Here is an 18,914-nt window from a genome sequence, read left to right on the forward strand (position 1 = left end):
CTCTCCGCAGCGAAACAATTTCTTCATACAGGTCGGACAGTGTCATGGATCAACCAATCCGACCGCAAGCTTTAAACAAAAAGGCCACATGAAAACCAGAAGGTTGTCATGCGGCCTTTTGTGTTGAAGCCACCTTATCAGGGCAACCTCAGATCAGCACCAGCTCAAGCCTTGGCTTTCGCCGGACGCTTGTCTTCGACCGTCCACTTGCCACCGTCATAGAACGCCTTCCAGCCAGTCGGCTTGCCGTCGACTTCGGTCTGAACGTATTGCTCCTTGGTCTTGCGGCTATAGCGGATCACGGCTGGCAGGCCATCCGGATCCTTCTGCGGCGCTTCGCACAGGAAGTGGTACTTCGGATCGATCTCATCCTTGTGCGGCAGAATCTCGATCACCAGCGGAGCACGGGTCTCGCGGTTTTTCGGGAATTGGCTTGCCGCCAGGAACAGGCCGGAAGCACCGTCGCGCAGGATGTAGGTGTCATTGACCTTTTCGCATTTCAGCTCAGGCATCTTCACCGGATCCATCTTCGGCGGCGCCGCGTCCCCGCTCTTCAGCAGCTTGCGGGTGTTCTTGCACGTCGGGTTGGTGCAACCGAAGAACTTGCCGAAACGGCCGGTCTTGAGCTGCATCTCGCTGCCGCACTTATCGCATTCCAGGCTCGGACCTTCGTAGCCCTTGATGCGGTAGCTGCCTTCTTCGATCTCGTAGCCGGCGCAATCCGGGTTGTTACCGCAGATGTGCAGCTTGCGCTTTTCGTCGAGCAGGTAGGCGTCCATCGCCGTGCTGCAGATCGGGCAGCGGTGCTTGCCGCGCAGTACCAGGGATTCCGATTCGCCCTCGTCGTCCGCCGCGATTTCATCACCCGGCACCAGGTTGACGGTGGCCTTGCAGCGTTCTTTCGGCGGCAGGCTGTAGCCCGAGCAGCCGAGGAACACGCCAGTCGACGCAGTACGGATCTGCATCGGGCGGCCGCAGGTGGTGCACGGAATATCGGTCATCACCGGCTGGTTGGCACGCATGCCGGCTTCCGGATTCTCCGCCACTTCGAGTTTTTTCTTGAAGTCGCCGTAGAACTCGTCCAGCACGTTTTTCCAGTCGCGCTCGCCCTGAGCCACGTCATCGAGGTTCTCTTCCATGCCGGCGGTAAAGCCGTAGTCCATGAGGTTCGAGAAGCTCTCGGACAGACGCTCGGTGACGATGTCGCCCATTTTTTCCGAATAGAAACGACGGTTATGCAGGGTCACATAACCGCGATCCTGAATGGTCGAGATGATTGCCGCGTAGGTCGAAGGACGGCCGATGCCGCGCTTTTCCATTTCCTTCACCAGGCTGGCTTCCGAGTAACGGGCCGGCGGCTTGGTGAAATGCTGGGTCGGATCAAGCTTGATCAGCTTCATCACGTCGCCCTGAGCCATGTCGGGCAGGACATCGTCGTCGCCCGGCTTGGTGATTTGCGGCAGGACACGGGTGTAGCCGTCAAACTTCAGGATACGGCCCTTGGCACGCAGCTCGAAGTCGCCAGCGGCCACGCTGACGGTGGTCGACAGATATTGGGCCGGCAGCATCTGGCAAGCCAGAAACTGGCGCCAGATCAGCTCGTAGAGGCGCTCAGCGTCACGCTCCATGCCAGCCAGCTTGCTTGGCGTGGTGTTGGCGTCGGAAGGACGAATCGCTTCGTGAGCCTCTTGTGCGCCTTCCTTGCTGCTGTAGACGTTCGGCGTTTCCGGCAGGTACTTCTTGCCGAATTCGTCTTCGATGTAGGTACGCGCCATCGTCACGGCATCCGCCGAGAGGTTGGTCGAGTCGGTACGCATATAAGTGATGTAGCCGGCTTCGTACAGACGCTGGGCCATCATCATGGTTTTCTTCACGCCGAAGCCGAGGCGGTTGCTCGCGGCCTGTTGCAGCGTGGAGGTGATGAACGGTGCCGACGGCTTGCTGCTGGTCGGCTTGTCTTCACGCTTGACGATGCTGTAGCTGGAGGACTTCAGCTTCTCCAGCGCCGCCATGGCCTGAGCTTCGTTGAGGGGCTTGAAAGCTTCGCCCTTTTCACGCGCCACTTCGAAACGCACGGTCGAGCCTTTTGCAGTGCCGAGATCGGCATGCACTTCCCAGTATTCTTCCGGGATGAACGCGCGAATTTCACGCTCACGCTCGACCACCAGCTTCACGGCCACCGATTGCACGCGACCGGCGGACAAACCGCGAGCGATCTTCGCCCACAGCAGCGGCGAGACCATGTAGCCGACGACGCGATCGAGGAAACGACGGGCCTGCTGCGCGTTCACTCGATCGATGTCGAGTTCGCCCGGCTCCGAGAAGGCTTCCTGGATCGCCTTCTTGGTGATTTCGTTGAACACCACACGCTTGTAGCGGCTGTCGTCACCGCCGATGGCTTCGCGCAGGTGCCAGGCAATGGCTTCCCCCTCGCGATCCAAGTCGGTTGCGAGATAGATGGTGTCAGCATCCTTGGCGAGCCGGCGCAGCTCTTCGATGACCTTTTCCTTGCCCGGGAGGATCTCGTACTTGGCTTTCCAGCCATGATCGGGATCGACACCCATGCGCGAGACCAGCTGCTTGCGCGCCTTCTCTTTCGGCGACAGCGCTGGCGCTTCGCCTGCAGCTGCCTTGCCGCGCTTGGCGGCTGGCTCCTTGCTGGCGCTAGCCGAACCGCTGGTGGGCAGGTCTCGGATATGGCCGATACTCGACTTCACCACGTATTGGTTGCCCAGATACTTGTTGATGGTCTTGGCCTTAGCCGGGGATTCCACAATGACCAGCGATTTGCCCATGGATCAGAAAATTCCTGAATTCTAGAAGTGAAAGGCGGTTGGCGCCTGACGCGGCACCGCTATATATAGTGGCTACAAGGTGAGGTCAAGCGCAGGGTTTTGCGCGCACTCGCCTTACGGCTTCGAAAAAAGGCTCGGTTCGGCTTGCACCAAAGCAAAGCGTGGGACCTGCTCGCCGTCAACCTCGACGGACTCCAGGAACATGCTCAAGGGACGTACCCAGAAGCCGTAATCGCCATACAGGGCTTGGTAAAAGACCACTTCTTCTTCGGTCTCGGAATGCCGCGCGACACTGAATACGCGGTACTGCGGACCTTTGTAATGTTGGTAGAGCCCAGGTTGTATCGGCATGCTTCGGCCCTCACTCAAATTTTTTCAAAATAAAAACAAAAATAAATCCGCAAAAACAAAAACCGGGGCACTTGGCCCCGGCTTCCATCGACGAGACGCTTAAACGCGTTCGAAGACGGTGGAGATGCCTTGGCCGAGGCCAATGCACATGGTGGCCACCCCGAAGGTACCGCCATTCTGCTTCATCACGTTCAGCAAAGTGCCGGAAATACGGGCACCGGAGCAACCGAACGGGTGACCCAGGGCGATCGCGCCGCCGTGCAGGTTAACCTTCTCATTCATCTTGTCGAGCACTTTCAGGTCTTTCAGCACTGGTAGGGCCTGTGCGGCGAACGCTTCGTTGAGCTCGAAGAAGTCGATATCGTTGATACCCAGGCCCGCACGCTTGAGTGCTTTCTGAGTCGCCGGTACCGGACCATAACCCATGATCGCCGGATCCACACCCGCCACCGCCATCGAACGAATCACCGCCATTGGCTGGATGCCCAGGTCCTGCGCACGCTGCGCCGACATCACGATCATGCACGAAGCACCATCGGTGATCTGCGACGAAGTACCGGCAGTCACGGTACCGCCCTTTGGATTGAACGCCGGCTTCAGAGCCGCCAGACTTTCCAGGGTGGTTTCCGGACGAATGGTTTCGTCGTAGTCGAAGGTTTTCAGGAAACCGTTCTCGTCGTAACCCTGCATCGGGATGATTTCGTCCTTGAACTTGCCTTCCACAGTCGCCTTGTGGGCCAACTGGTGGGAACGCACGCCAAAGGCGTCCTGCTGTTCGCGAGTGATGCCGTGCATTTTGCCCAGCATTTCAGCGGTCAGGCCCATCATGCCCGAGGCTTTCGCCGCGTACAGGGACATGTGCGGGTTCGGATCGACACCGTGCATCATGCTCACGTGGCCCATATGCTCGACGCCACCAACCACGAATACGTCACCGTTACCGGTCATAATCGCTTGCGCAGCGGTGTGCAGGGCGCTCATCGACGAGCCACACAGACGGCTGACGGTCTGGCCGGCCGAGGTGTGCGGGATCTGGGTCATCAGCGACGCCATCCGCGCGATGTTCCAGCCCTGCTCCAGGGTCTGGTTGACGCAGCCCCAGATCACGTCCTCGACTTCGGCAGGATCGACCTTGGTGTTGCGTTCCAGCAGTTTGCTGATCAGGTGCGCCGACATGTCTTCGGCGCGGGTGTTGCGGTGCATGCCGCCCTTGGAGCGGCCCATCGGAGTACGACCGAAGTCGACAATCACGACGTCTCTAGGATTCAAGCTCATAAGTTCACTCTCACTCTAGTTGGGGGCGCTTAACCGAAGAAGCTCTGGCCGTTCTTGGCCATTTCGCGCAGCTTCGCGGTCGGGTGGTACAGCGCGCCCAAATCAGCGTACTGGTCGGCCAGGGCAACGAACTCGGCAACACCGATCGAATCGATGTAGCGCAGCGCACCGCCACGGAATGGAGGGAAACCAATACCGTAGACCAGACCCATGTCGGCTTCGGCAGCAGTTTCGACGATGCCGTCTTCCAGGCAACGCACGGTTTCCAGGCACAGCGGGATCATCATCCAGTTGATGATGTCTTCGTCAGTGACTTCACGCTGCTCGTAGACGATCGGCTTGAGCACTTCCAGTACCGACGGATCAGCAACCTTCTTCTGCTTGCCTTTCTTGTCGGCCTCGTAGGCGTAGAAGCCCTTGCCGTTCTTCTGCCCCAGACGCTTGGCTTCGTAAAGCACGTCGATGGCCGAACGACGGTCGTCCTTCATGCGGTCCGGGAAGCCTTCAGCCATCACGTCACGACCGTGGTGGCCGGTGTCGATGCCGACCACGTCCATCAGGTACGCCGGGCCCATCGGCCAGCCGAATTTTTCCATGATCTTGTCGATACGGACGAAGTCCACACCGGCGCTGACCAGCTTGGCGAAACCGCCGAAGTACGGGAACAGTACGCGGTTGACCAGGAAGCCCGGGCAGTCGTTGACGACGATCGGGTTCTTGCCCATTTTCTTGGCGTAGGCAACGGTGGTGGCAATCGCCTGTTCGCTGGATTTCTCGCCACGAATCACTTCCACCAGCGGCATCATGTGCACCGGGTTGAAGAAGTGCATGCCGACGAAGTTTTCCGGACGTTTGAGAGCCTTGGCCAGCAGGCTGATGGAAATGGTCGAGGTGTTGGACGCGAGGATGGTGTCCTCTTTGACCTTGTCTTCGACTTCCGCCAGAACGGCTTGCTTGACCTTCGGGTTCTCGACCACGGCTTCCACGACCAGGTCGACGTGACCGAAATCGCCGTAGGACAGCGTAGGACGAATGCCGTTGAGCACTTCAGCCATTTTCGCAGCGGTCATGCGGCCTTTATCAACGCGACCGACCAGCAGCTTGGCGGCTTCAGCCAGACCTTGCTCGATGCCGTGCTCGTTGATGTCCTTCATCAGGATCGGCGTGCCTTTGGAAGCCGACTGATAGGCGATACCGCCACCCATGATGCCGGCGCCCAGTACGGCAGCCTGCTTCACGTCCTTGGCGATTTCGTCGTAGGCCTTGGCCTTTTTCTTCAGTTCCTGATCGTTCAGGAACAGACCGATCAAGCTCTGCGCGGCAGAGGTCTTGGCCAGTTTCACGAAACCTGCGGCTTCGACTTCCAGCGCCTTGTCGCGACCGAAGTTCGCGGCTTTCTGGATAGTCTTGATCGCTTCAACCGGGGCCGGGTAGTTCGGGCCGGCCTGGCCAGCCACAAAACCCTTGGCGGTTTCGAAAGCCATCATTTGTTCAATGGCGTTCAGCTTGAGCTTTTCCAGCTTCGGCTGACGCTTGGCCTTGTAGTCAAACTCGCCGGAGATGGCGCGCTTGATCAGTTCAAGGGCAGCATCCTGCAGCTTCTCGGGAGCAACCACCGCATCGACGGCGCCGACTTTGAGCGCGTCTTCAGGACGGTTTTCCTTGCCGGCGGCAATCCACTCGATGGCGTTGTCGGCACCGATCAGGCGCGGCAGACGCACGGTACCGCCGAAGCCCGGGTAGATGCCCAGCTTGACTTCCGGCAGACCGATCTTGGCCTTGGTGGACATGACGCGGTAGTCCGCTGCCAGGCACATTTCCAGACCGCCACCCAGGGCGATGCCGTTGATCGCGGCCACGGTCGGAACGTTGAGGTCTTCGAAATCGCTGAAGATCTTGTTGGCTTCGAGATTGCCTGCAACCAGCTCGGCATCCGGCAGCTTGAAGTTGTCGACAAATTCGGTGATGTCGGCGCCGACGATGAACACGTCCTTGCCACTGCTGACGATCACGCCCTTGATCGAAGCATCTGCCTTGATGGTGTCTACGGCCTGACGCAGTTCGTTCAGGGTAAGACGGTTGAACTTGTTGACGGACTCACCCTTGAGGTCGAATTTCAATTCGACGATGCCACTTTCAAGAGCTTTAACCGTGATGGCTTTACCTTCGTAAATCATCAACTGATCTCCACGATATGGAAGCTGAACAGTACACGTCGGACGCAGGCGAATGGCTCGGCAGGACGCTTTTTCGTCAATGCTGACACCAATCCACCCGGCACACCCGCCAACGCGATAGTCGGGATTCTGTAGGAGCAGTCTGCAATACAAACGCTCAATTCATACGCCCGTTTGATTTGGGTACGCCACCTTCACGGAATTTCCGACAATTGTCAATCGCCCTAAATACGGGTTGAAATGCGACTTTGCGGTCATTTCTGTAAGACGCAGCCCGGCCACACATGCCTGCATGTCAGGGCATTCATAAGATTAATAGTTAGAAAAGTCGCCCTAATTCGCTGCAAGCCTTGTTTAACAGGCTACGCTGGCGGGACTACGAAGGAAAACAGACGCACGTCTGCTGACCGGATCACTCGGAATCAGCACTGAAAAGAATTTCCGGCCTGCCTGGCCAACCCCGCCCGATGAATCATGTCGGGCTTTTTATTGCTCGTCTGCCAGACGTTTCGCACCGTTGCAGCGCGAAACTTCAGCGAATCATGCCAGCGCTTTCAGCGTTGCATCAATTTCCAGCAGAACCGAAGCGTCACCCTTCTCGCCCCAATAGAGCGCAATCATCTGTTTGTCGGCCTCAACCTTGAACACGTTGCCCGGCAATTTTTCGAAATGATTCAGCAAAAGCGGATCGTCACAGGCTTCCTGCCACTGATTGACCCACACACCCGGGGATTTCTGCCAATACGTCCAGCACGCTGGCTGCCTGCTGCGTCGCGGCCGGTGGTATTGCGCACACGGGTTTGGCGGCTCCTGGCTCAACCAGTGCGGCCACTCCTGAGGCGCCAGCTGCATGGCCAGCCCGATGCGCCGGGCCTCCGTGCGCAAGGCTATCCGGCCACTCTGTGCGCGGGACGGACGCAACCATGCCAGCGGACTCAACACCACCAGCAGGATTGACACCACCAGCCAGACCGTCATATCTCTACTCCCGTTTTTAAATGCGCCGATTTTGAATGAGCCCATTGCGTGACGCTGGAACCAATGCGCTTGAAACCAGCCATACTTACCAATATTGATCCCTCACGAGGAGCACCTCATGCCCTACCACCATATCCTGGTCGCCGTAGATCTGACCGAAGAGTGCGACCCTGTGATCCACCGCGCCCGAGAGCTGTCGGTGAGCAATGGCGCCAAGCTGTCGCTGGTGCATATCGTCGAACCGATGGCCATGGCCTTCGGCGGTGACGTGCCGATGGATCTGTCACAACTGCAACAACAGCAGTTCGATCAGGCCAAGGAACGTCTGGAACGCCTGAAGCACAAGTACACCGAACTCGAAGGCGCCAACTGCCACCTGACCTACGGCCAGCCCCGTCAGGAAATCCACCATTTCGCCAAGGAACAGCAGTGCGACCTGATCGTGGTCGGCAGCCATGGCCGACACGGTTTGGCGCTGCTATTGGGCTCGACCGCCAACGATGTCCTGCACGGCGCGCCTTGCGATGTGCTGGCGGTGCACCTGGTCAAACGCTGATCCCACTCGCTTGTGAAAAGCTGAAAAGCCCGGCACCCATTACTGGATGCCGGGCTTTTTCATGCCTTGAAACAATCAGGCGTCCAGCTCGGCCCAACGCTCCACCAGCGCATCCAGCTCAGCCTGCAATTGCTCCAGTGAAGCAATCACCTTGGCCGTCTCGGCCGGCGGACGCTGATAGAAACCAGCCTCAGCCATTTCAGCCTCGACAGCAGCGATCTGCTGTTCCTTGGCATCGATGTCGCCCGGCAGCGCTTCCAGCTCGCGCTGAAGCTTGTAGCTCAGCTTTTTCTTCGCCGCCGGGGCCGCCGCGACTGGTGCGGCAACCGGAGCCGGTTCGGCAGTGACCACCGCCGAATTCAGGTCGGCCTTGCCGGATTTGCTTTCGGTCACGCCCAACAGACGCGGCGAACCGCCCTGGCGGATCCAGTCCTGATAGCCGCCAACGTACTCGCGAACCTTGCCTTCACCTTCGAAGACCAGAGTGCTGGTGACCACGTTGTCGAGGAATGCCCGGTCGTGGCTGACCATCAGTACGGTGCCGTTGAAAGTCAGCAACACTTCTTCGAGCAGCTCGAGGGTTTCCACGTCCAGATCGTTGGTCGGTTCGTCGAGCACCAGCAGGTTCGCAGGCTTGCTGAACAGTTTGGCCAGCAGCAGACGTGCGCGCTCACCACCGGACAACGCTTTCACCGGTGTGCGGGCACGCTGCGGGCTGAACAGGAAGTCGCCGAGGTAGCTGAGCACGTGGCGGCTCTGGCCGTCGATGTCGATGAAGTCGCGCCCCTCGGCGACGTTGTCGATCACGGTCTTTTCCAGATCCAGTTGATGACGCAGCTGATCGAAGTAGGCCACATCGATCCGGGTGCCCTCTTCCACTTTGCCGCTGGTCGGTTGCAGGCCGCTGAGCATCAGTTTCAGCAGGGTGGTTTTGCCGGTGCCGTTGGCACCAAGCAGGCCGATCCGGTCGCCGCGCTGCAGCACCATCGAGAAATCGCGAATCAGGAACGGGCCGCCCGGATGCGCGAAGCTCACGTTATCCAGCACCATCACCTGCTTGCCAGACTTCTCGGCAGTTTCCAGCTGGATGTTGGCTTTGCCGGTACGCTCACGACGCTCGCTACGCTCGACGCGCAACGCTTTCAGTGCGCGAACCCGGCCTTCGTTACGGGTACGCCGGGCCTTGATGCCCTGACGGATCCACACCTCTTCCTGCGCCAGACGCTTGTCGAACAGCGCGTTGGCCGTTTCTTCGGCAGCCAGTGCGGCTTCCTTGTGAACCAGGAAACTGGCGTAGTCGCCGTTCCAGTCGATCAGGCCGCCGCGATCCAGTTCGAGGATGCGGGTGGCGAGGTTTTGCAGGAAGGAACGGTCGTGCGTGATGAACAACACGGCGCCCTGGAAATCCTTCAAGGCTTCTTCAAGCCAGGCAATTGCACCAATGTCCAGGTGGTTGGTTGGCTCGTCGAGCAGCAGCAGATCCGGCTCGGATACCAGCGCCTGCGCCAGCAGCACACGACGACGCCAGCCGCCGGACAACTCGGCGAGGGTCTTGTCGGCCGGCAGTTGCAGGCGGCTCAAGGTGCTGTCGACCAGAGTCTGCAAGCGCCAGCCGTCACGGGCTTCAAGGTCGTGCTGGACGTGCATCAGCTTTTCCAGGTCGGCGTCGGTGACGATGTTCTGGCTCAGGTGATGGTATTCGGCGAGCAAGGCGCCCACACCGTCGAGGCCTTCGGCGACCACGTCGAACACCGTCCGCTCGTCGGCCACCGGCAATTCCTGCGGCAATTCACCGATTTTCAGACCGGGGGCACGCCACACCGAGCCGTCATCAGGCTTCTGGTCGCCCTTGACCAGTTTCATCATGCTGGACTTGCCAGTGCCGTTGCGACCGATGATGCACACCCGCTCACCACGGGCGATCTGCCAGGACACCTTGTCCAACAACGGCATCGCGCCGAATGCAAGGGACACATCGCTGAATTTGAGCAGGGTCATGAGCTTCTCCAAAAACCGGGCGCGCATTCTACCTGAATCGAGGGCCGAACAGGCCGGCAATTTCACCGCTGACGTACTCTGCACAACATTTGTTGCGATCTTGTGCCGCAAGGCCGGCAAAGCTTTCGCCGTCTGCTGGCAAAAGGCTAAGCTACAGACAATTCAGTGCCGCCCACGCTGGCACTTGTCATGATTTCTCTGCCCGGATGTCTCATGCGCAGTCGCCTTCTCAGTGTTTTGTCCTGTTTGCTACTCACCGCCGCTGCTGCTCAATCCGCCCAGGCGGTGGACCTGTCCACCCAGCGTCAGTATTACGATGAGGCCAAGCGCGCCCTGGCCAAGGGCGACACCGGCCCGTACTTCCGTTACAGCCAGGCCCTCGCCGACTACCCGCTTGAGCCGTACCTGGCCTACGACGAGCTGACCGCCCGCCTCAAGACTGCCAGCAACGCGGAAATCGAAAAGTTCCTCGCCGAACACGGTGATCTGCCTCAGGCCAACTGGATGAAGTTGCGCTGGCTGCGCTGGCTGGCCGATCGTGGCGACTGGGCGACGTTCGTCAAGTATTACGACCCGAAGCTCAACTTCACCGAACTGGACTGTCTGAACGCGCAGTACCAGATCAGCAGCGGCCACAAGGCCGAGGGCTACGCCAACGCCGACAAACTGTGGCTGACCGGCAAATCGCAGCCTGCCGCGTGTGATGCGCTGTTCGGGATCTGGGCCGCCGACGGTCAACTGACCGAGCAAAAACGCTGGGAGCGCACCAAACTCGCCGCACAGACACGCAACTATCCGCTGGCCAACAGCCTGGTCAATGGCCTGACCACCCTTGCCCCTCGCGGGCGCCTGTTGGTGGATGTGGCGCAAAAACCTGAACTGCTCAACCAGCCGTCGCGCTTCACCCCGGCCGACGAACCGATGTCGGACATCGTCAGCCTCGGCCTGCGCCGCCTGGCCCGTCAGGATCCGGACAAGGCCATGGATCTGCTCGATGGCTACGCCAGCAGCATGCATTTCTCCCGGGATGAAAAAGTCGCCATCGCCCGTGAAATCGGTCTGACCCTGGCCCGTCGCTTCGACAGCCGCGCCCTGGACGTGATGACCAAATATGACCCGGAACTGCGCGATAACACCGTGTCCGAATGGCGCCTGCGTCTGCTGCTGCGTCTGGCACGCTGGGACGATGCCTATCAGTTGACCCGTCGCCTGCCGCAGGATCTGGCGACCACCAACCGCTGGCGCTACTGGCAGGCCCGCAGCCTGGAACTGGCGCAACCGCAGAACCCCGAAGCACAAACGCTGTACAAAGGTCTGGCGCGGGAGCGGGACTTCTACGGTTTCCTCGCCGCCGACCGTTCGCAGCAGCCCTATTCGCTGGTCAACAAACCGCTGGTGCTCAGCCAGGCCATCATCAACAAGGTGCGCAACACCCCCGGTGTTCGCCGTGCACTGGAATTCCATGCCCGCGGGCAGATCGTCGACGGCCGTCGCGAGTGGTATCACGTCAGCCGTCACTTCAATCGCGACGAAATGGTCGCCCAGGCCAAACTGGCTTATGACCTGAAGTGGTACTTCCCGGCGATCCGCACCATCAGCCAGGCGCAATACTGGGACGACCTGGACATCCGCTTCCCGATGGCCCACCGCGACACCCTCGTGCGTGAAGCCAAGGTCCGTGGCCTGCACTCGAGCTGGGTGTTCGCCATCACCCGTCAGGAAAGCGCCTTCATGGACGACGCCCGCTCCGGCGTCGGCGCCAGCGGCCTGATGCAACTGATGCCCGGCACCGCCAAGGAAACCGCGCGCAAGTTCAGCATTCCGATGGCTTCGCCACAGCAGGTGCTCGATCCGGACAAGAACATCCAGCTCGGCGCCGCCTACCTGAGTCAGGTGCACAGCCAGTTCAACGGCAACCGCGTACTTGCCTCCGCCGCCTACAACGCCGGCCCCGGCCGCGTGCGCCAGTGGCTGCGTGGCGCCGACCACCTGAGCTTCGACGTGTGGGTGGAAAGCATCCCGTTCGACGAAACCCGCCAGTACGTGCAGAACGTGCTGTCCTACTCGGTGATCTACGGCCAGAAACTCAACTCGCCGCAACCGCTGGTGGATTGGCATGAGCGGTACTTTGACGATCAGTGATCGTTCAGCGCCTGGCTGAAAGATCAGCGTAAACAAAAATGCCCGCATCGATCGATGCGGGCATTTTTTATGGCGCTCGACCGGGTCGGCTACAGGGTCGGTTACTCAGTCGGTTACTGGCTCGGTCGAAGCCTGATGTCCATCACTGAACTGCAACGCCGCCAACCGCGCATACAGCGGATTGCTGGCGATCAGCTCCTGATGCGTGCCAATCGCCACCAGTTTGCCCTGATCCATCACCGCGATCCGGTCGGCGTTTTTCACCGTCGCCAACCGGTGGGCGATGACCAGCGTGGTGCGGTTTTGCATCAGGCTCGGCAACGCTTGCTGGATCAGATGTTCGCTCTGTGCGTCAAGGGCGCTGGTGGCTTCGTCGAGCAGCAGGATCGGCGCGTCGACCAGCAACGCCCGGGCAATGGCCAGACGCTGGCGTTGCCCGCCTGACAGGCCGAGGCCGCCGTCGCCCAGGTGGGTCTGGTAGCCGTCGGGCATTTGCTCGATGAAGTCGTGGGCGTGGGCGATTTTCGCGGCTTCCCGGACTTGCTCCGGCGTGGCGGTCGGGCAACCGTAGCGAATGTTTTCTTCGACACTGCCGAAGAACAGCGCCGGGGTCTGCGAAACCAGTGCAAAACAGCGGCGCAGGTCCAGCGGATCAAGACTCTTCAACGGCACACCATCGATCAGGATTTGCCCTTCGCGGGGATCATAAAAGCGCAACAGCAAGTCATACACCGTGGACTTGCCCGCACCGGACGGCCCGACCAGCGCGAGGGTTTCGCCCGCATTGACCGTCAGACTCAAGCCGTCAACGGCATAGCTTTCGGGACGCGAAGGGTAGGAAAAGCGCACGTCCTGCAACGCCAGTTCGCCCTTGATCCGCTCCGGCAAGGTCACAAGTCCATCTTTGGGCGGTTGGATAATGTTCTGCGAACGCAACAATTCGGCGATGCGCTCGGCGGCGCCCGCTGCGCGCTGCAATTCGCCGATCACTTCGCTCAACGTGCCGAACGCACTGCCGACGATCAGGCTGTAGAACACGAACGCCGCCAGTTCACCGGCAGATATTCGCCCGGCGATCACGTCCATGCCACCGACCCACAACATCACCGCCACGGCGCCGAGCACCAGCACAATCACCAGCGTAATAAGCCAGGCCCGCTGGAAAATCCGTTTGCGCGCCGTTTCGAATGCCTGCTCGACAGTGGAGGCGAAACGCTGTTCGTCCTGCACCTGATGGTTGTAGGCCTGAACAGTCTTGATCTGGCCGAGGGTTTCCGACACGTAACTGCCAATGTCGGCGATCCGGTCCTGGCTCAATCGCGAGAGATTACGTACCCGTCGCCCGAAAATCAGGATCGGCGCAATCACCAGCGGCAGCGCAATCACCACGATGCTGGTGAGCTTGGCATTGGTGATGAACAGCAACACGACACCGCCAATGACCATCAGTAAATTGCGCAGGAACAACGACAGCGACGAGCCGATCACCGATTGCAGCAATGTCGTGTCAGCGGTCAGGCGCGACTGGATTTCCGAACTGCGGTTGTCCTCATAAAACCCGGGATGCAGGTAAACCAGATGGTTGAACACCTGCCGACGAATGTCCGCCACCACCCGTTCGCCAATCCATGACACCAGATAAAACCGGGCAAAGGTGCCGACCGCGAGCCCCAGCACCAGGAGCATGAACAGGCCAATGGACTGATTGAGCAGGTGCGGCGACTGGGTCATGAAGCCCTGATCGACCAGCAGCTTGATGCCCTGCCCCATCGACAGCGTAATACCGGCCGTGACGATCAATGCGAGTAGCGCACCGAAGGCCTGCCAGCGATAGGGCGCAAGAAAATGACTGGTCAGGCGCAGGGCCCGGCGGTGGCGCGAGGAAAGCATCGGGATCATTCAGGTTCACGTCGTGTGCTGATGGATAGGGCCAGCCTACAGAGTCAAATGGGGTGGAACTCTGCAAATCACAATGAGTCAGGTTAATTATGACCGGCCAGACTACCTCCTAGATGCTATCGGTCTAATGCCCGGGTTGAGACGAACGGTCATTTCTGCTTGAGTGGAGATACCGTTCCGGAAAGATCGAAGGGAGTTGTCACAGCCTGGTCACCTGACGGTTTTATTGTGCTTACACAACCTGATGAGGAGACAGGCCATGTCCTTGCAACACAGCAGCGACGACAAGATTCAAGTGATCCGCACCAAGCCCGGCCAACCTCTGGGTTGCTCGATTATCGATAAGGATGGGCGCGAAGTGCCAATCACTGAAGACATGATCCAGAACGCCTGCCGCGAACTGGAGAAGCGATTGGTCAAGCCTGCCGAACAAAAGTGATATAGCCACCGTCTTCCTGACCCGGCCCTTGCAGGCCGGTTTTTTTCTGTCCGGTGTTTAAACGGCCACCGCCCCCAATGCCGACACGATCTGCCGCAGGGCTGGTGAATCCCCCTCAATTCTTACTTTCAACCCTTCGATTTCGCGACGCACCGGATACTGCTTGCGCAACACATCGAACGCCGCGCGTTGCTCGCCGACGCTGCCCAACAGGGTGCTGCGAAAATCCGCATCGTCCCGGCGCGGGTCGTACACGCCTCGGCACAACATCGCCAGCGCCCAGGCCGGATCGCTGTCGGCATGCAGGGAAACTTCCGACAACCACGGTGCCGGCAACAGATCGCCGAGCTGAATGCTGGCCGGCTGACCGATGAATTCGCAGTAAGCCTGATAGATCTGCGCCGTGCCGCGCTGTTTGCCATCGAGGCTGTAACCGGCGATGTGCGGAGTGGCCAGCACACAGAGTTCGGCCAGCGCCACATCGACTTGCGGCTCGGCTTCCCAGACGTCAAGCACCGCTTGCAGGTCTTCTCGCTCCAGCAGCACTTTGCGTAATGCGACGTTATCCACCACCGGGCCACGGGCGGCGTTGATCAGCCAGGTACCGGGTTTGAGTTGTTGCAAACGTGGCTCGTCAAACAAGTGCCAGGTCGCACCTTCACCGCTGCGGGTCAGCGGCGTGTGCAAGCTGATCACGTCGCATTGCTCGATGATCTGTTCCAGGCTGACATAGTCGCCGCCCTCGGCCGCCTGACGCGGCGGATCGCAGACTTTCACCTGCCAGCCCAGCCCCTTGAGTACCTTGATCAGGCGACCGCCGACTTCACCGGCGCCGATCACGCCATAGGTGCGCTGCGTCAGGTCGACGCCTTCGATTTCGGCGAGCGTCATCAGGCTGCCCAGCACGTAATCCACCACGCCCCGGGCGTTGCAGCCGGGCGCGCTGGACCAGGTGATGCCAGCCTCGTTGAAATAATCGAGGTCCAGATGATCGGTGCCGATGGTGCAGGTGCCGACAAAACGCACCTTGCTGCCTTCCAGCAACGCACGGTTGACGTTAGTCACTGAGCGCACCAGCAGCACGTCGGCCTGTTCGACCGTGGCCCGGTCAATGGAACGGCCCGGCACCCGGCGGATTTCTCCAAAACCGGCAAAAAAGGCATCGAGCAACGGGATATTTTCGTCGGCAACAATCAGCATGGCGGGGCTCCTTGGGCGGATCGGCAGTGTAGGCGCTGGGACTGCGATGAGCCAGCAGGCTGTTGTTTACAAATCCGCAACAGAGGAATTTTCCTGACCATTGTGTCAGCGGCGTAGAATGCCCGGCCTTGCGCATCAACCCCCTGTGGACGCTTTGCCTGTGAACTCCGTAACCGAACGCCCTGACGCCGTTTCCCTTAACCGCCCTGCCCGGGTTCGCCTGGAGCTGAAGAATCTGCTCGGTCTGGCCCTGCCGATCATGATCGCGCAACTGGCAACCACCGCCATGGGCTTCGTCGATGCGGTGATGGCCGGGCGCGTAGGGCCCAAGGATCTGGCGGCCGTGGCGCTGGGCAACTCGATCTGGGTGCCGGTGTTTCTGCTGATGACCGGCACCCTGCTGGCCACCACGCCGAAAGTCGCCCAGCGCTTCGGCGCGGGTACTCACAGCGAGATCGGCCCGATCGTGCGTCAGGCCTTGTGGCTGGCTCTGGTGGTCGGACTGATGGCGACCACCCTGCTGTTCTGCGCCGAACCGGTTCTGCACCTGATGAAAGTCGATCCGGAACTGATCGGCCCATGCATGCAATACCTGCACGGCATCGCCAGCGGTCTGCCGGCCGTGGCCTTCTACCATGTGCTGCGCTGCACCAGTGACGGCCTCGGTCGCACCCGCCCGGCGATGGTGCTGGGCCTGTGCGGTCTGGCGCTGAACATTCCACTGAACTACGTGTTCATTTATGGCCACTTCGGCGTGCCGGCCATGGGCGGCGTCGGTTGCGGCTGGGCCACGGCGATCGTGATGTGGGTAATGGCACTAGGCCTGGCTGGTTACGAGCGCTGGGCCCCGGCCTACAAGTCGAGCGAACTGTTCAGCCGTTTCGACTGGCCGCAATGGGCGGTGATCAAGCGTTTGCTGGCCATCGGTCTGCCGATCGGCATCGCGGTGTTTGCCGAGTCGAGCATCTTCGCGGTGATCGCGCTGCTGATCGGCAGCCTTGGCGCCACGGTAGTGGCCGGACACCAGATCGCGCTGAACGTCAGCTCGCTGGTGTTCATGATTCCGTACTCGCTGGGCATGGCCGTGACCGTGCGTGTCGGCCAGGCTCTGGGCCGTGAAGAACCCCGCGAAGCGCGTTTCGCCGCGGGTGTCGGCATGGGCACCGCGCTGGCCTACGCCTGCCTGTCGGCGAGCATGATGTTGCTGATGCGCGAGCACATCGCGGCGATCTATACCTCTGATCCGATGGTGATTCACATCGCGGCGATGCTGATCGTGTATTCGGCGCTGTTCCAGTTCTCCGATGCGATCCAGGTCACCGCCGCTGGCGCCCTGCGCGGTTATCAGGACACGCGGGTGACGATGATCCTGACCTTGTTCGCCTATTGGGGCATCGGCCTGCCGGTGGGTTACGCCCTCGGCCTGACCGACTGGTTCGGCGAACCTCGCGGCCCGAGCGGTTTGTGGGAAGGCCTGATCGTCGGACTCAGCTGCGCGGCGCTGATGCTGTCGATCCGCCTGACGCGCAGTGCGCGCAAACGCATTCGCATCAGCCGCTCGATGGGCTGACCGGCCATAAAAAAAGACCTGCATTTGCAGGTCTTTTTTTTGCCTTTCGATCAACCGGACTTCTTGCGGATCCAGTACAGATAGGTCCCGGCCTCTTCGTGCTGACCTACCAGTTCATGGTCAAGAAACACGCAGAACTTGGGGATGTCGCGGCGGGTCGACGGGTCGGTGGCGATCACCTTCAGCAGGCCGCCGGGCACCAGGTCACGGATGTGCTGGTGCAGCATCATCACCGGCTCCGGGCAGTTTAGGCCCGTAGCGTCGAGGGTGCCGTCGACCGGCGTATTGATCATTTCACTCATGATTCACTCCTGAAACTGGCCGGCATTGTCGCCCAATGCCGGGTGTTCGGTCACCTGTCGCGCGCTCAGCGGGCTTTGGCTTTCTTCACGTCATGGCGGCGCAAATGGCAGGTCACTTCCTCGCGGTCGTGGTACAGCTGCTTGCAGCCGATATCGACCTTGATCCCGCGGGCCTTGAAACCATCGGCAATGCGCTCCAGCAGACGCTTCACTTCGGCGTAACGCTGTTTCATCGGCAACTTCAGGTTGACCACCGCTTCCCGGCAATGGCCCTCGCCGATCCATTCTTCGAGCATCGCCGCATTGCGTGCCGGTTTTTCGACGATGTCGCAGACCATCCAGTCCACCGGTTGCTTCGGTTTGAATGTGAAACCGTCAGCCATCAAGTGCTGCACCAGACCGGTGTCCATCAGGCTTTCGGCCATCGGGCCGTTGTCGATGGCCGTCACCAGCATGCCGCGATTGACCAGTTGCCAGGTCCAGCCCCCCGGCGCCGCGCCTAGGTCGACGCCCGTCATGTCGCTGTGCAGGCGATCTTCCCACTGATCGCGGGGGATGAAGTGGTGCCAGGCCTCTTCCAGTTTCAACGTGGAACGGCTCGGCGCCTCACGCGGAAACTTCAAACGGGGAATGCCCATCGGCCACATCGCCGAGTTACCGGCATCGGCCAGACCGAGAAACACTTCACGACCGCTCTTGAAGGTCAGCAGCAAACGCGGCTTGCTGGCGTCGTCCACCAGTTTGCCGGCGCCGGTCAGGGCCTTGCGCAGCGGGCCTTCGAACTTCTTGCAGAAATTCGACAGTTCCTTGCCGTCGTTGGTGTCGACGACTTCCAGCCACAGACTGCCGCACACCGGGAATTCGGCCATGTGCGCGAGGATCACGCTGATGCGGTCGTTTTCCGGCAGATCGATGAAAAACCCGCGAGCCCACTGGCGCGGGAAGATCAGCTCGGCGAAACGCTGACCGCGCATCAGGCGCTCGGCGCCGTCTTCTTCGGTGCAGACGAACTCGGCGCAAGCGGTCGCCGGTTTGGCCTTGGCGTAGCCGGCCACGTTCAGTCGGGCGGCGAGATCGGAAATCTCCGAGCAGACTTCGCCTTCGAAGCCCGGCCGGCAATGCATGAATAGGGTGTTCATTCTTACTCCTGGGCGGGGGCGGTCATTCATCCCCTGCGCGATGTCCAGGCTTGCGTAAAAGCAAAGCCTGTCACGAAAACCGGCGCATGATAG

The 18,914-nt window shown here is 60.3% G+C and carries 14 protein-coding genes; 4 read left to right on the top strand and 10 right to left on the bottom strand.

Annotated elements, in window-relative coordinates:
• Nucleotides 1-164: 164 nt before the first annotated feature.
• From topA to NE357_RS19375, 5 genes are all read right to left on the bottom strand, one after another.
• On the bottom strand, nucleotides 165-2,795 hold the full coding sequence (topA, locus tag NE357_RS19355) for a type I DNA topoisomerase (protein WP_169431220.1): 2,631 nt from the start codon (nucleotides 2,793-2,795) through the stop codon (nucleotides 165-167).
• A 114-nt stretch (nucleotides 2,796-2,909) separates the two neighbouring features.
• The gene (locus NE357_RS19360) at nucleotides 2,910-3,146 is read right to left on the bottom strand and encodes a DUF1653 domain-containing protein (RefSeq protein WP_007953059.1); all 237 of its coding nucleotides are present in this window, start codon (nucleotides 3,144-3,146) and stop codon (nucleotides 2,910-2,912) included.
• Nucleotides 3,147-3,245: 99 nt separating this feature from the next.
• Nucleotides 3,246-4,421, bottom strand: a complete 1,176-nt coding sequence (gene fadA, locus NE357_RS19365) for an acetyl-CoA C-acyltransferase FadA (protein WP_085613118.1) — start codon at nucleotides 4,419-4,421, stop codon at nucleotides 3,246-3,248.
• Between the two features lie 29 nt (nucleotides 4,422-4,450).
• The gene (fadB, locus tag NE357_RS19370; RefSeq protein ID WP_074689251.1) at nucleotides 4,451-6,598 is read right to left on the bottom strand and encodes a fatty acid oxidation complex subunit alpha FadB; all 2,148 of its coding nucleotides are present in this window, start codon (nucleotides 6,596-6,598) and stop codon (nucleotides 4,451-4,453) included.
• A 540-nt stretch (nucleotides 6,599-7,138) separates the two neighbouring features.
• Entirely contained in the window at nucleotides 7,139-7,576 is a 438-nt protein-coding gene (locus NE357_RS19375; protein WP_169431221.1) for a hypothetical protein, read from the bottom strand.
• A gap of 118 nt (nucleotides 7,577-7,694) precedes the next feature.
• On the opposite strand from NE357_RS19375, the gene NE357_RS19380 reads away from it, so the two are divergent.
• On the top strand, nucleotides 7,695-8,132 hold the full coding sequence (locus tag NE357_RS19380) for a universal stress protein (RefSeq protein ID WP_011335197.1): 438 nt from the start codon (nucleotides 7,695-7,697) through the stop codon (nucleotides 8,130-8,132).
• A 75-nt stretch (nucleotides 8,133-8,207) separates the two neighbouring features.
• On the opposite strand, the gene NE357_RS19385 is transcribed toward NE357_RS19380, so the two are convergent.
• Nucleotides 8,208-10,130, bottom strand: coding sequence for an ATP-binding cassette domain-containing protein (locus tag NE357_RS19385; protein ID WP_169431222.1), 1,923 nt, complete (start codon nucleotides 10,128-10,130; stop codon nucleotides 8,208-8,210).
• 213 nt (nucleotides 10,131-10,343) lie between these two features.
• On the opposite strand from NE357_RS19385, the gene NE357_RS19390 reads away from it, so the two are divergent.
• Nucleotides 10,344-12,272: a transglycosylase SLT domain-containing protein gene (locus tag NE357_RS19390; protein ID WP_169431223.1), complete on the top strand. Its 1,929-nt coding sequence runs from the start codon at nucleotides 10,344-10,346 to the stop codon at nucleotides 12,270-12,272.
• A 105-nt stretch (nucleotides 12,273-12,377) separates the two neighbouring features.
• On the opposite strand, the gene NE357_RS19395 is transcribed toward NE357_RS19390, so the two are convergent.
• Nucleotides 12,378-14,171 (bottom strand): ABC transporter transmembrane domain-containing protein, encoded by a 1,794-nt coding sequence (locus NE357_RS19395; RefSeq protein ID WP_169431224.1) that lies wholly within the window; start codon nucleotides 14,169-14,171, stop codon nucleotides 12,378-12,380.
• A 259-nt stretch (nucleotides 14,172-14,430) separates the two neighbouring features.
• On the opposite strand from NE357_RS19395, the gene NE357_RS19400 reads away from it, so the two are divergent.
• Nucleotides 14,431-14,610, top strand: coding sequence for a PA1571 family protein (locus NE357_RS19400; RefSeq protein WP_065260694.1), 180 nt, complete (start codon nucleotides 14,431-14,433; stop codon nucleotides 14,608-14,610).
• 57 nt (nucleotides 14,611-14,667) lie between these two features.
• Here the strand turns inward: NE357_RS19400 and pdxB are convergent, their stop codons facing one another.
• Nucleotides 14,668-15,810: a 4-phosphoerythronate dehydrogenase PdxB gene (pdxB, locus tag NE357_RS19405; protein ID WP_169431225.1), complete on the bottom strand. Its 1,143-nt coding sequence runs from the start codon at nucleotides 15,808-15,810 to the stop codon at nucleotides 14,668-14,670.
• 160 nt (nucleotides 15,811-15,970) lie between these two features.
• On the opposite strand from pdxB, the gene NE357_RS19410 reads away from it, so the two are divergent.
• Nucleotides 15,971-17,380 (top strand): MATE family efflux transporter, encoded by a 1,410-nt coding sequence (locus NE357_RS19410; RefSeq protein WP_169431226.1) that lies wholly within the window; start codon nucleotides 15,971-15,973, stop codon nucleotides 17,378-17,380.
• A 50-nt stretch (nucleotides 17,381-17,430) separates the two neighbouring features.
• Here the strand turns inward: NE357_RS19410 and tusA are convergent, their stop codons facing one another.
• A complete protein-coding gene (gene tusA, locus NE357_RS19415; protein WP_011335204.1) occupies nucleotides 17,431-17,682 on the bottom strand; it encodes a sulfurtransferase TusA in 252 nt (83 codons plus the stop codon).
• Nucleotides 17,683-17,747: 65 nt separating this feature from the next.
• Nucleotides 17,748-18,821, bottom strand: coding sequence for a 23S rRNA (cytidine(2498)-2'-O)-methyltransferase RlmM (rlmM, locus tag NE357_RS19420; protein ID WP_169431227.1), 1,074 nt, complete (start codon nucleotides 18,819-18,821; stop codon nucleotides 17,748-17,750).
• Between the last annotated feature and the right edge of the window lie 93 nt (nucleotides 18,822-18,914).

The sequence above is a fragment of the Pseudomonas sp. G7(2022) genome, assembly GCF_052660475.1.